The sequence below is a fragment of the Trichococcus sp. TS_SC_9 genome, from assembly GCF_056156325.1.
Genome location: NZ_CM149591.1, coordinates 1,114,926 through 1,127,368 on the forward strand (window position 1 = coordinate 1,114,926; position 12,443 = coordinate 1,127,368).

General features: G+C 37.8%; 14 protein-coding genes and 1 pseudogene. 11 read left to right on the forward strand and 4 right to left on the reverse strand.

What is annotated here, in order from left to right; all coding sequences use genetic code 11:
• Positions 1 to 32 precede the first annotated feature (32 nt).
• The 3 genes from AC0J5I_RS05165 to AC0J5I_RS05175 all read left to right on the forward strand — a co-directional run bounded on the left by AC0J5I_RS05165 (position 33) and on the right by AC0J5I_RS05175 (position 3,179).
• Positions 33 to 800 carry an ABC transporter ATP-binding protein gene (locus AC0J5I_RS05165; RefSeq protein ID WP_475304401.1) on the forward strand — a complete coding sequence of 256 codons (768 nt, stop codon included), beginning with the start codon at positions 33 to 35 and terminating at the stop codon, positions 798 to 800.
• Positions 793 to 2,748 (forward strand): FtsX-like permease family protein, encoded by a 1,956-nt coding sequence (locus AC0J5I_RS05170; RefSeq protein WP_475304402.1) that lies wholly within the window; start codon positions 793 to 795, stop codon positions 2,746 to 2,748. Before AC0J5I_RS05165 ends, AC0J5I_RS05170 begins: the two co-directional genes overlap by 8 nt.
• Positions 2,749 to 2,984: 236 nt before the next feature.
• Positions 2,985 to 3,179, forward strand: a complete 195-nt coding sequence (locus AC0J5I_RS05175) for a glycine zipper domain-containing protein (RefSeq protein ID WP_475304403.1) — start codon at positions 2,985 to 2,987, stop codon at positions 3,177 to 3,179.
• A 116-nt stretch (positions 3,180 to 3,295) separates the two neighbouring features.
• Here the strand turns inward: AC0J5I_RS05175 and AC0J5I_RS05180 are convergent, their stop codons facing one another.
• The gene (locus AC0J5I_RS05180; protein ID WP_475304404.1) at positions 3,296 to 3,673 is read right to left on the reverse strand and encodes a RidA family protein; all 378 of its coding nucleotides are present in this window, start codon (positions 3,671 to 3,673) and stop codon (positions 3,296 to 3,298) included.
• Between the two features lie 233 nt (positions 3,674 to 3,906).
• Positions 3,907 to 4,746, reverse strand: a pseudogene (locus AC0J5I_RS05185) (family 1 glycosylhydrolase); the annotation flags it as partial.
• A gap of 558 nt (positions 4,747 to 5,304) precedes the next feature.
• Between AC0J5I_RS05185 and AC0J5I_RS05190 the strand changes: the two are divergent.
• The 4 genes from AC0J5I_RS05190 (at position 5,305) to AC0J5I_RS05205 (ending at position 7,522) form a co-directional block, all read left to right on the forward strand.
• Positions 5,305 to 5,691, forward strand: a complete 387-nt coding sequence (locus AC0J5I_RS05190; RefSeq protein WP_475304405.1) for a hypothetical protein — start codon at positions 5,305 to 5,307, stop codon at positions 5,689 to 5,691.
• Entirely contained in the window at positions 5,684 to 5,896 is a 213-nt protein-coding gene (locus AC0J5I_RS05195; RefSeq protein ID WP_475304406.1) for a helix-turn-helix transcriptional regulator, read from the forward strand. Before AC0J5I_RS05190 ends, AC0J5I_RS05195 begins: the two co-directional genes overlap by 8 nt.
• Positions 5,897 to 6,147: 251 nt before the next feature.
• On the forward strand, positions 6,148 to 6,657 hold the full coding sequence (locus AC0J5I_RS05200; protein ID WP_475304407.1) for a ClbS/DfsB family four-helix bundle protein: 510 nt from the start codon (positions 6,148 to 6,150) through the stop codon (positions 6,655 to 6,657).
• A 556-nt stretch (positions 6,658 to 7,213) separates the two neighbouring features.
• The gene (locus AC0J5I_RS05205; RefSeq protein WP_475304408.1) at positions 7,214 to 7,522 is read left to right on the forward strand and encodes a PadR family transcriptional regulator; all 309 of its coding nucleotides are present in this window, start codon (positions 7,214 to 7,216) and stop codon (positions 7,520 to 7,522) included.
• Between the two features lie 259 nt (positions 7,523 to 7,781).
• Here the strand turns inward: AC0J5I_RS05205 and AC0J5I_RS05210 are convergent, their stop codons facing one another.
• On the reverse strand, positions 7,782 to 8,684 hold the full coding sequence (locus AC0J5I_RS05210; protein WP_475299478.1) for an IS3 family transposase: 903 nt from the start codon (positions 8,682 to 8,684) through the stop codon (positions 7,782 to 7,784).
• Positions 8,681 to 9,364 carry a helix-turn-helix domain containing protein gene (locus AC0J5I_RS05215; protein ID WP_475299477.1) on the reverse strand — a complete coding sequence of 228 codons (684 nt, stop codon included), beginning with the start codon at positions 9,362 to 9,364 and terminating at the stop codon, positions 8,681 to 8,683. Before AC0J5I_RS05215 ends, AC0J5I_RS05210 begins: the two co-directional genes overlap by 4 nt.
• A 57-nt stretch (positions 9,365 to 9,421) precedes the next feature.
• Between AC0J5I_RS05215 and AC0J5I_RS05220 the strand changes: the two genes are divergently transcribed.
• The 4 genes from AC0J5I_RS05220 (at position 9,422) to AC0J5I_RS05235 (ending at position 12,436) form a co-directional block, all read left to right on the forward strand.
• The gene (locus AC0J5I_RS05220; protein WP_475305557.1) at positions 9,422 to 9,955 is read left to right on the forward strand and encodes a DUF2812 domain-containing protein; all 534 of its coding nucleotides are present in this window, start codon (positions 9,422 to 9,424) and stop codon (positions 9,953 to 9,955) included.
• Positions 9,956 to 10,420: 465 nt separating this feature from the next.
• The gene (locus AC0J5I_RS05225) at positions 10,421 to 10,630 is read left to right on the forward strand and encodes a bacteriocin (protein ID WP_475304409.1); all 210 of its coding nucleotides are present in this window, start codon (positions 10,421 to 10,423) and stop codon (positions 10,628 to 10,630) included.
• Positions 10,631 to 11,345: 715 nt separating this feature from the next.
• Positions 11,346 to 12,101 (forward strand): IS21 family transposase, encoded by a 756-nt coding sequence (gene istA, locus AC0J5I_RS05230; RefSeq protein WP_475304410.1) that lies wholly within the window; start codon positions 11,346 to 11,348, stop codon positions 12,099 to 12,101.
• Positions 12,102 to 12,112: 11 nt separating this feature from the next.
• Positions 12,113 to 12,436: a Mu transposase domain-containing protein gene (locus tag AC0J5I_RS05235; protein WP_475305561.1), complete on the forward strand. Its 324-nt coding sequence runs from the start codon at positions 12,113 to 12,115 to the stop codon at positions 12,434 to 12,436.
• Positions 12,437 to 12,443: the final 7 nt, after the last annotated feature.

A 12,443-nucleotide genomic window follows, 5' to 3' on the forward strand; every position in this document is an offset into this window, starting at 1 on the left:
AGGGATAAAGAAATGAACAGGAGGAAACGAACATGACATTATTAGAAGTGAATCATTTAAAAAAGACCTATACGGGAAGATTTTCAACGCAGGAAGTCCAAGCCCTAAAAGATATAAATTTTTCAGTTAAAAAAGGAGAATTCGTCTCTATTATGGGGGAATCGGGTTCAGGAAAAACAAGCTTATTGAATATTTTAGCAACACTTGATACAGCTACTGCCGGTGAAGTAATGCTGGAAGGAAAAGACCTAACAGAGATCAAAGATAGTGAGATTTCTAATTTCCGTAGAGATTACCTAGGATTTGTTTTCCAGGACTTTAACTTATTGGATAATTTTTCAATCAAAGACAATATTTTATTGCCGCTTGTGTTATCCAACACTCCAATAGCTGAAATGGAGAATCGTTTGGTACCCATCATAAAAAAATTAAAAATTGATGGGCTGATCAATCATTATCCATATGAAGTTTCTGGGGGGCAAAAACAGCGGGCAGCGGTAGCTCGAGCCCTGATTACAAACCCAAAATTATTACTTGCAGATGAGCCCACGGGAGCATTGGATTCAAAATCGAGTCAAAGTCTATTGGAAACCTTTGAATCAATTAATAATGCGGGTCAAACCATTATCATGGTTACTCACAGTACAAGGGCTGCAGCATACTCGAACCGCGTATTATTTATTCAAGATGGCGAAGTGTACCACGAGATTTACCGTGGCGAACAAACACCAGATCAGTTTATGGACAAAATCTCGCAAGCATTGGTTGTTTTAGCAAATCGGGGTGAGCAACATGAATAAATTTTTTTTTTCAAAGTTGGCACTGCGTAATCTTAAGTCCAATAAGCAAATTTATTTTCCTTATATTTTTGCCTCAATCGCAACGGTAGCGATGTTTTACATGATGGTTGCTTTAAGAGGCAATCAATTTATTCAAACCAGATCGGATACTTTATCTACACTTTTTGCTTTAGGCGCCACAGTCGTTGGGGCATTTTCCTTTATATTTATTTTATATACCAATAGTTTTCTGATCAAACGCCGAAAAAAAGAAATTGGCCTATATGCTATATTGGGAATGAAGAAGAGCCATGTTTCTAGGATATTGATGATTGAATCAATCGTAACAAGTTTTTTTAGTATTGTTATAGGCTTGATAGTTGGACATTTATGGGGAGAGTTTACTTTTCTTATTTTGAACTATGCTTTAAAATTCGGGATAAAAATGTCTTTTCCTTTTACGATAAATGCAATGGTGATTACGATTGGACTATTTGCCCTAATCTTTTTAATAACGTTAGTTTACAATATCACTCAAGTAACGTTTTCTAATCCTATCCAATTGATTAAAGGCAAACAGACCGGAGAACGGGAGCCAAAAAGCTCGATTATACTTTTTGTTCTTTCTTTGTTATTGATCGGATCAGGGTACTGGATATCGATAGCGATTGATAACCCGCTTGATGCTTTGATTTATTTTTTCCTTGCAGTACTGTTAGTTATTGCAGGTACGTATTTCTTATTTATTTCTGGATCTATTTTCATCCTGAAAATATTGAAGAAAAATAAGCAGTTATATTATCGCCCAAGTCCATTTATTTCAATCTCCGGTATGCTTTATCGAATGAAACAAAATGCAGTAGGCTTAGCAAATATTACTATTCTAGCAACTATGGTCATTATTGCGGTATCAACAACGGTAGCTATATTTATTGGGACCCAAGATACCTTATCGGTTCGTTTTCCTTATGAAAATCAAAGAACCTATTATGAAACTGTCGATTTAGAAGAACAATTTGAAGCTATCAAAAAGGAAACAGAAACGAGTGGATTAGAAATTACAGAAACAGAAATGTATATGTACTATAATTTATTCCCACTAATTGAAAAAAATAAACTAATCATTGAAGAAACTGATTTTGCTAAAAGAATACCGGATACTGTCCAGCTACTTGTCAAAGAAGATTATGAGAGGATAGCCGACGAAACAATCCATTTACAATCCGATGAAGTGTTGGTATTTGATTCAAAAAACACATTTGATTTTTCAACGCTGCTTATCGGAGACACAACGTATCAGGTCAAAGCAAAAATAGAGAACCCCTTGAAAATGGACAAATCACAGAGTCCTAATATGATCGTGGTAGTAGATTCTAAAGAGGTCTTAGAATCCATTATAGATACGGATTTGAGAGCAAGAGGTGTTGAATTTCCGATTGTTGCAGATGCAGTCATTTCTTGGGACACGACTGGAACGCAAGAACAGAAGAAAGACTATTCTGACAAAATAGCAGTTAGCGTAAGTGATAGCGATAACTCATATTTTGAGTCAAGAGAACTTCTGCGTGAAGAATGGTACAGTATGAATGGCGGGTTCTTGTTCTTAGGCATCTTTCTTGGATTATTGTTTACGTTTGGAGCAGCGTTGATTACGTATTTCAAACAAGTTTCGGAAGGCTATGATGATCGAGAAAAATTTCAAATTATGCAAAAAGTTGGGTTGGATAAGCAAACGATTCGCAAAACCACTCGGTTACAAATTATTTGGATGTTCCTTTTACCGTTAATTATTGCTGTGATTCATGTTGCATTTGCCTTCCCAATTATTCAAAAATTATTGCTCATTTTTAGTGTGGTCAATACAGCATTAGTCTTCTGGTGTTTTGTAGGTGTAATAGTCGGATTTAGTGTAATATATTGGATTATTTATCAAGTAACGTCAAAAGTTTATTATAGCATTGTTGAATAGTATGAATAATTAAATCACCCGGTTAAGAGTTGGTCTAAGAAGGTTAGAATTCTTATGCCAGCTTTTTTATTTCCAAGATAAATACAAAAGACCTCCCAAGCTGATCGCTGGAAAAGTCATGGTGAAAATCTGGACTGCCATTTTATCTGGATTCAATAGTTGCTTGGAAATTCACGATAATTCAAGTGTCACGAATCTTTCCTATTATGCTAAAATTAAACCATAAGGAGGGGTTAATGATGGGAAATTCAAATAATGATGAGCAGAAAAACCATGGTAAGAAAAAAGATGATATTCCTTATCTTGCTATGGGTATATCAATAGGCGCGGCTATAGGTATAACTATGGATAATCTAGCTCTTGGAATGGGAATTGGAGTAGCCATCGGTGCAGCATTAGATGGTATGAAGTCCAAAAACAAAAGCAAATAAACGTTTAAGGAACATCACTAAGCTGGTGAGAATCGCATCATCAGTATCCGCCAGCACTACATATAAACAAACAGCGCCTCCCGTTACGTTACGATAAACGTATCAGGAGGCGTTTTTCATCTTTTTGCCACGACTTCTATTTCTACATCGGCACCAAGTGGCAATTCGAGAACTGCAACGCAAGTCCTAGCAGGATAAGGTTCTGTAAATTTTGTTTTATACACTTCGTTCATCGCCTCGAAATGCTTCATGCCTGTAAGATAGACATTTGCCTTTACGACATGAGCTTCTGTAAGCTCCAGTTCTTTTAAAATACTATTGATGTTCTTGAAACATTCTTCTGTTTGCTCTTGGATAGTCAAATCCTGTTTCACCAGCGTCAAAGAATTCTGGGCTGTTTGCCCTGATATGTATATATATTCTCCTGCATCTATGGCATGGGAATAAGGTCCTGAACACATGACGTCTTTTGCAGTATAAGCTTGCCTTTTCATTAAGGTGAGCCTCCTTAGTGTTTTGTATTGTGTGCGGTTTCATTTGATTGTAGCATATTCATTGCAGCGCTTATATAGGTCACGGTGTCTTCTGGTCAGACCCCATACAAAACAAGCTAGCCACAAGCATTAATCAACAAAAAAGGCATTACCGATTAGACGGGCATACGAGGATAGTGAACCACCCACATATACAGTTATTGGTAATGCCTGATCAGCAATAGCCTTTCGGATTATATATGGAAAGAATCGTTGGATTCGATAACTTTTTTATACCACTCAAAGCTTTTCTTTTTGGAGCGCTGTAAGGTTCCCCGGCCTTCGTTATTCCGATCGACATAGATCAGCCCATAACGCTTGAGCATTTCTCCCGTTGTAAAGGAGACCAAGTCGATGCATCCCCAGATAGTGTATCCAATGACTGCTACGCCATCGTGCTCAATCGCAAGGCGCATCTGTTCGATATGGGCGGATAGATAAGCTATCCGTTCTGTATCATTGATTTCATCCTGATCCAGCGTATCTGCGAAACCAAACCCATTTTCAACAATAAAAATGGGTAGTTCATAACGATCTTGAAGTAGGTTCAAATAGTAACGCAAGCCTTTTGGATCAATCGTCCAGCCCCATTCTGTGGTCTCTGCATATGGGTTTTCGACTAATGCCTCATTGCCCAACAAAGGATCGTTCAGCCGTACAGCCTCTGGACGTGTAGATACGGTATTGCTTAGATAGTAAGTAATGCCGATGTAATCCACTTTGCCTTCTTGAAGAATATGCAAGTCGTGTGGCGTTACGTCGATAGTGAAACCTTTTTGCTTCCATTCATTCAAGACACGTTGCGGATAGTGGCCGCGGACTTGAACATCTGTAAAAAACAATTGCTTATTGTCTTCTTGCTGCGCCAACAATAAATCATTTGGATCGCTGGTCAAAGGATAATTCGGTGTAGCTGCAAGAACACACCCTATTTGAAAATCCGGATTGATAGCCTTGCCCATTTTTACAACTTGGGCTGCCGCCACAAATTGATAATGGCTCGCCTGATACATTACTTGCAGCGGAGTTTCATCCTGCGGCTGCACAAGCCTCCATATTCCTTTACAGGATGATAGGGAGGGCATTTCAAAATGAGAAAGCGTAAAGATCGGCTCAATGTTGTACTTCCGCAATTCGATAAACACAAGTCTATAGATGGAATACCAAATGGAGGGGAAATACTGGAACCAGATGACGGTGCAAATAAATCTACAGATTGTTGTTATTGCAAGCTGCTGGACTAATTGAATTGCACCCAGCGAAAGGCATGTTCCAAGATTGTCACTGCGATAACCGGCTCCTTTTTGCAGTCTTCCGCTAAGCCTTTATAAATTTTATGATGACTTAGCTGAGATAAAAATGGAGTATCCTCCCTAAATTCCTTATCACTCACTCTTTCAACTGTATGATACAGAAGGTTTTTATCTATAGTTAAAAGGAGTTGAATAGTTTGCACTCTTGTAATCAGTTATGCTATCTGCATGCACTATTCAATTTGTACAACTTCTTCAGAAATACAGATTGACAGTATTTTTTTCTTGTGATATTTTTGAAATAAATGATACAAATACATCACATTTAGGGGGTACTCCATGCTATCGTTTAATAAGAAATACTTGGTTCAAAAATGCCTCACAGGTACTGGACTTATCTTGTTTGGTTGTTCAAAAATATTTTTGCCAGATTCACAAGACTGGTTGTTTTATTTGTTTGGCGCTTTGTATGCCGCTGGTATGCTTTGGAGCGTTGTAAAAAGGGCTGAACCGGAAGATGAGCGTGCAATTGAAAACATACGAAAAGCAAAAAATCATATATATGATCTGTTTGTAATAATCATATTAGTCCAGGAGGTTTTTACGCGGTGGGGGGGCGAGACTTTACAATTGACCGGAAATAAGGTAATTATCATCTTTGGAATGCTGCAGTTCGCGGAATACCTTCACTTTTTAAGATTTGAAAAGAGTAATTCCTATGAGTAAGTTGCGAACATACGTAGCTGTTTACCGTGCCGAAAAAAAGATGAAACAAGAAGAACTTGCATCGTTGGTCAATGTTCGAAGAGAAACGATTAGCAGGTTAGAAAAGGGACTGTACAATCCTTCATTAAAATTAGCAATGGATATTGCAAAAGTTTTTGATGTGCCCGTGGAAAAGCTATTTGAATTTTATGAAGATGAATTATAATCAAACAAATTTGTTTAAGCGGTAACTTTATGTCCTAATAATTTTGATTATAGCAAGTCTAATAGAAAGCGCTATAGAATATATCATTAACAGAGATTTTATTGGTTCTGGATTCTACACAGCATTTTTTTAATGTTACTTGAGTTATTAAGAGTTAGATGTAAACGGAAGAATCTTAAATCAAAAGAAAAATCTGAATAAGACATAGAAGACGAAAAAGCTAAGATAGGTGAATAAAAGGAGAATTTAAAATGAAACAATACCAAAATAAACAGGAGTTGCTTGAAACAATTCAAAGTAAATACCAAAAATATATCGCAGAATTTGAATGCATCCCAGAAGAACTAAAAAATAAACGCAGTGAGGAAGTGGATAGAACGCCTTCGGAAAACTTGTCTTATCAACTTGGTTGGATAAATTTACTACTGCAGTGGGATAAGGAAGAGAAAAGCGGAAAAGATGTACAGACACCTGGGAAGGGCTATAAATGGAATAATCTAGGAAGATTGTACCAATCTTTCTACGAAGACTATGGCCAGTATTCGTTAGAAAAACAAATAGATCTTTTAAATACTGCAGTATCTGACCTAAGCGAGTGGGTTCAGTCCTTAACAGACAAGGAACTTTTTGAATCAGGCCAGAGAAACTGGGCTACTACACAAGCTGCATGGCCACTCTGGAAATGGGTCCACATCAACACAGTCGCACCATTTACGACCTTCAGAACAAAAATTCGTAAATGGAAAAAATTCAACTTATAAAAGCACGCAAAAAAAAGGTTCTGATTTATTTATCAATTAAAGAATTCACAACTTAAATATGAAAGATGATCACCCTTAAAGTCAGTTATATAGATATTATGGGCGATCATTTTTCTTTAGTCATGCAATTTTTTGTTTATAAATATGCATTAGCGTTCTAGTAGGGAACATCTATTTCTACATTCAATATAAGAACGGTTTTAGTTGATTTCATCATAAACTGACGGACAGAAATATAATTATCTCTTCAGAAAAATGAATGTGTAACCGTGAATCTTATGGATGAATAGAGCCATTTTTGGCTGATATCAAAAAGTATAGATTACCCTCATATCAACAAGTAAACTTAACAAAGCAACTTGCAAAATTAATTTTATTCACAACAAAAACCGCTGCTCATTTTATAATTATAGAAATAACCTTCATTCCCTTGTAATTTATAACGAGGAATGGAGGTTATTTCTATAAAGTTGAAGTTGACTTATACCTTTTGGAGATGTATCATACGAATGTACAGTCAAACGATATAGTTAAACTGAGAAAGGGGATTAATCTTATGAATATTAATAAACTCCTACCTTTAACAGAAACAACATTTTATATAATGATTTCTTTTCTTACACCGTCACATGGGTATGCAGTTATGCAAAAAGTGGAAGAGTTAAGTAAGGGGCGTGTTCGAATCGCAGCTGGAACGATGTATGGGGCTATTGAAAATTTAAGGAAACAAAAATTAATTCAAGAAGTTTCTAGTGAAGATAAGCGTCGTCGCGTATACATATTAACTCAGTTAGGAAAAGAAGTTTTGGCTCTTGAAAGTGAACGTTTAAAGCAACTGGTATCAATTGCAGACGAATTCGTGTAGGAGGATACTTACCATGAAAAAATTTAGAGTAATTGTTGATATGACGCAAGAAGAACAATATTTAAAAGAAATGGCAGAGCAAGGTTTGGTATGCCACCCGTCAATAGGACAGTAAAATATTTAAACAGTTTTACAGACTGCTCCCCGTAATGTGGGGGCAGTTTTTTTGCATATATATATCTGCCGCGCTTACGCTTGGCGGCCCACACGTTTTATGAGCGAAGCACAACCCGCTCCCCTCACAAAACGTGAGGGGTCATTAGGCTGCCTCGAAATACTGGTCATGGAACTCCATCGGAGTCATGATATGCAGCTTTCTTTGAATGCGTCTATTATTGTAATATTCCATATAGTTGTGAATCATATCAATCAAAGAGGAACGACTCGTAAATTTGCGACGGTAATATTTTTCACGCTTGATGAGCGCCCAAAACCCTTCCATAGGGCCATTGTCAATACAACGAGCGACACGGGACATGCTTTGTATCATACCAGCCTCGCTTAAACGCGCACAGAATTGCTTACTTGTATATTGAAATCCGCGGTCACTGTGGAACAACGGCTGAGCTTCTGGCTCATTTTGTATGGCTGCATCAAAAGTCTGGAGGACTAGCGGCATATCGTTTTGATCACTGATTATGTATGCGACAATTCGACGGTCATAAAGATCCAAAATGGCACTCAAATATACTTTCTTGATTGCCGGTCCTTCGTAATACTTGAATTCGGTCACATCGGTCAACCATTTTTCATTTGGTGCGTCTGCACGAAAGTTCCGGTTGAGGCGATTTTCGGCGATATGATACGGATTCTGTGCACCTTTGGTGATGCTATTCGCACGATGTTTGATTCGGGATTGGATTTGTTGACTACGGCATAACCGAAGGGCGCGGTTGTCACTGATGATCATGCCATGGGTATATTCCAACTCATCGCGTATCCGACGATGACCCATATCGTCATGTTCTTCATGGATCTGTTTTGCCACTTCAGCGATTTGGTTGTTGCGAATTTCCCTTGGACTTTGTGGTTGCTCAAGCCAGCGGTAATAAGCGGAGCGTGTCACATGTAAGATTTCGCACATAACTTGCACCGGATAACCTTTTTCTGTATGGAATTGCTTGATGGTTTCGTACTCAGCTTGTTTTCTTATTTCGCTCAACGATTCCTCCTTTCTAATTCTTGGAATTTTTTTGTTACATCAAGTTCCATTTTTAGACGTTGATTTTCGCGTTTTAAACGTGCTAATTCGTCTTGAAGTAATTCCTCGGGAGTCCGGCTGGGCATTGTCCCTTTCCTGCGCCCACGGCGGTCTTCCAACCCTGCTTCTCCCAATTCCGCATATCTCTTTACCCATTGATAGACGTTTTGATAGGAGACTTGATATTTTATAGCCATAGCACCATAATCTTTTCCATTCTCTAAACAGTCCAACACAATTTTTAAACGCTCATCTATGGTTGTTATCCGACCTTTGCTCATAGTACTTCCTCCACTGGTTGTTTTGAAGTCTTTATGAGTATTATAATCCTTTAGCCAGTTCTGCAGTGGCGTTTTGCTCCGCAAACCATATTTTTTGGCGATTTCAATCATGCTGCCCAGGCCGTTCAGATAGTCCGTGACGGCTGCCAACTTTAACTCCTTGGAGTAATGACTGTTCTTCTTTACCGGTAAAAGGGCCGATGGACCGCCGTTCTCATAAAGTCTAATCCAATTGCGAATGGTCTCTTGAGATACTCCAGCGTTCTGTGCTGCCCTTGATATACCGATTTCATTTCTCACATATTGCTCGACAATGTTGACTCTGTTTTCGACAGATAATTTCATAGCTCTTTTAGACATAGAAAAAACCCCCATATAAGACTTGAAATAATTCAATGTCCTATATAGAGGTAGCATATCAGTTGGGGATTAGTCAATTACACGGTTTCAAATGTGTACACATTTGAAACAATCACACCTAAAGCAAAAAAATACAAAATAGATTATAGAATATTTAAAAAGAAAAATGATTACTTGGAATATTTAATTTTATTCGAAGATAGTGGTTGGAATCATATAAGTGGTAAAAAAGAAAGTGGGTTTCATTTTTTCCTACCAAAAGAGAATCAAAACCAAGACTTAGATATATTTTCTAGTGTTTCATCAAGCAATGACCGTTATAAACGTTTGTACAGCCATGCGACTGCATTCGGACTATTAATGCTTACTTATTTCATTATTCTCAAACCTACTTTTGAATTGCCAACATGGTATTTAGATCCCTCCCTATGGGAATATAAGGGGATTCAGCTATTCGGTATAATTGTAGTTCAAACGTTCTTTCTTGTTCTTAAGACGCTACCACAGGTATTTTTTTTAGTGGGAACTTTCTACTATGCCTTTATTGTTTCTAAAGTTAAGACTATTATGAAGAAAAATCAAATGAACTGATCTGTGTTGACTTAATATAGAACCGGTGTTCTTTGAAATAGCTTTTTGCCTTGTAGGATGTCGAAGAATAAATGACCTCCTATTTTATCCTAAGTATGATTGTCGTCAAACTCAATAAAGCTTACCTCCAGTTTGGAAAGGTCCCGAGTAGCAAGCTCGCTATCTTTGTAGACGAGAATATTGTTGGAAGGAAACACTTGGTTAGAATGTTCAAAAAAGGCTTGGAAAAAGCAACAATGCCCATTGTATTAGTGCCGTTAAAATGTATAATACAAACTTGTTTATTATCGAGATATTTTAAACCGTCTATCACTGTTAATCCACCTAGTTATAATAACTAGGTACAACTAGGTGAGAATCCAGGATATCAAATACCAAGATTTAGGATGTTTTTGGCTTTGTCCTTTTTATTTGTGATACAGTCATTCTGTTAACAATATTCATTTCTGAGGAGTGTATTTAAATATGCAAAATGTCAAAGTATTAAGCATTTCAGAACTAAAACAGATTAACGGTGGTGAGCATGGCAAACCGATTTATTTTAAAGATTTAACTTGGCAACAGCAAAAATGTATATTGTCAGTTGCAGGCGGAACTTTGGTAGGTACCACAACGGGAGGTCCCCTCGGAGCACTTATAGGTGCTGGCTCTCAATTTTGGGGAAACTGTATTTAAATATGAGAAGAGCATTTAAACAATCCCTACCACCCACTTTATTTATGTTAATAATTCTGTTTTGCATTGATTTTTTTATTGTGAAAAATATCGATACAACAAGGAATATGCTATCTTCCTTTATATTTTTTATAGGAATGATGGTTATAAACTATCTAAACTCAGATGATAAGCTCCCATCAAAGTAGACAGTAGAAGCAACAAAGTTTTCTGCGGTCTACTTTGATGGTTTTTACGTGAAGAAATAGGTAACATCCAAAAATGTTAAGAGTGACAGACATGCTCTCAAGCACAGACGAGCAGTACGCTTAAAAAAGCTTGAATATTTTATTTCAATAGAGCCAGCTTAACGGTTAATTTGAACCAACGTCACGGCTAAAATGAACCAGGTTAACGGAAAGAGAGCCACCCTTTTATAATAGTAAGTATCACTGAATCATGGTGGTAAATACTATTATAGGGGGTTTTTTAATTGATTAAATACCGAGAAATTCTACGATTAAGTCATCAAGGGATGAGTCAAAGAGCGATTGTGTCCAGTTGTGACTGCTCTAGGAACACCGTGATATCAGTACTGAATCGTGCGCAAGAGCAGGATATTTCGTGGCCGCTACCTAACGATTTATCTAATGGGGAGCTTCATAATTTCTTGTTTCCTGAGAAGAAAGCTACTCAAATCTAGAAAACACCGGATTTTGAGTATATCCACAAAGAGTTGGCGAAGAAAGGTGTGACCTTGACGCTCCTTTGGGATGAATATTGTCAAAAATGTCATCAGACTGGTGAGATTCCCTATATGTACACACAGTTCTGTTTTCATTACCGTAAATATGCGAATGTGACGAAAGCCACTTTAAGAATTAGAAGAAAACCTGGCGAAGTCATGGAAGTGGATTGGGCAGGTGCGACGGCTTTTCTAAAAGATAATCTGACAGGAGAGAAGATTCCTGCGTATATCTTTGTAGCGATCCTGCCATGTAGTCAATACACCTATGTGGAAGCCTGTCTCTCTCAGAATACGGAACATTGGATATTGGCACACATCCATGCCTTTAATTATTTCGGTGGTATTCCAGAAATGATTGTTCCGGATAATTTACGTACTGGTGTGGATCGCTCATCCCTTTGGGATCCCAAAATTAATCGTACCTATTACGAAATGGCTGAATATTACCAGACTGCTGTCGTACCAGCCCGCGTTCGGAAACCGCGCGACAAGGCCTCTGTAGAAGGAAATATTGGAACAGTTTCCACTTGGATTATTGCGGCACTGAGGCACCAAACGTTTTTCACTATTGGAGAATTAAACGAGTCAGTGAGCCAAAAACTAGAAGAGTACAACCAAAAACCTTTTCAGAAGAAAACAGGTAGTAGGCTATTAAGCTTTCTGGAAGAAGAAAAATTTGCCTTGCTGCCTATTCCTGCTAGACCGTTCGAGTTGGCCTCTTGGAAACAGGCATTGTTCCCTTAGACTATCACGTTGTGATAGATAAAAATCACTATTCTTTACCCTATGAATACGTCAAACACGAGGTGGAAATTCGCACTACCCCTAAAGTGATAGAAGTCTTTTATAATCACATGAGGATAGCTTCCCATCTGAGAATAGTCGGAAAAGAGAATCAATTCGTTACCATTCCCGAACACATGCCAGACAACCACCGCATGTACATTGAATGGGACAAGGAATACATCCTTCAGTGGGCCCATCAGGTTGGAGAGAACACACATACAGTCGTAAACGCCATCTATGGTTCCTCTCGTGTAGAAAAACAGGCGCAGGCTATTTTGGAGGGAAACCCATGACAAGTGA

Bases quoted from the DNA above. Each gene is read 5' to 3' on its own strand.
- AC0J5I_RS05165 (WP_475304401.1), top strand. From the start codon at position 33: ATGACATTATTAGAAGTGAATCATTTAAAAAAGACCTATACGGGAAGA.
- AC0J5I_RS05170 (WP_475304402.1), top strand. From the start codon at position 793: ATGAATAAATTTTTTTTTTCAAAGTTGGCACTGCGTAATCTTAAGTCC.
- AC0J5I_RS05175 (WP_475304403.1), top strand. From the start codon at position 2,985: ATGATGGGAAATTCAAATAATGATGAGCAGAAAAACCATGGTAAGAAA.
- AC0J5I_RS05180 (WP_475304404.1), bottom strand. From the start codon at position 3,673: ATGAAAAGGCAAGCTTATACTGCAAAAGACGTCATGTGTTCAGGACCT.
- AC0J5I_RS05190 (WP_475304405.1), top strand. From the start codon at position 5,305: ATGCTATCGTTTAATAAGAAATACTTGGTTCAAAAATGCCTCACAGGT.
- AC0J5I_RS05195 (WP_475304406.1), top strand. From the start codon at position 5,684: ATGAGTAAGTTGCGAACATACGTAGCTGTTTACCGTGCCGAAAAAAAG.
- AC0J5I_RS05200 (WP_475304407.1), top strand. From the start codon at position 6,148: ATGAAACAATACCAAAATAAACAGGAGTTGCTTGAAACAATTCAAAGT.
- AC0J5I_RS05205 (WP_475304408.1), top strand. From the start codon at position 7,214: ATGAATATTAATAAACTCCTACCTTTAACAGAAACAACATTTTATATA.
- AC0J5I_RS05215 (WP_475299477.1), bottom strand. From the start codon at position 9,364: ATGTCTAAAAGAGCTATGAAATTATCTGTCGAAAACAGAGTCAACATT.
- AC0J5I_RS05225 (WP_475304409.1), top strand. From the start codon at position 10,421: ATGCAAAATGTCAAAGTATTAAGCATTTCAGAACTAAAACAGATTAAC.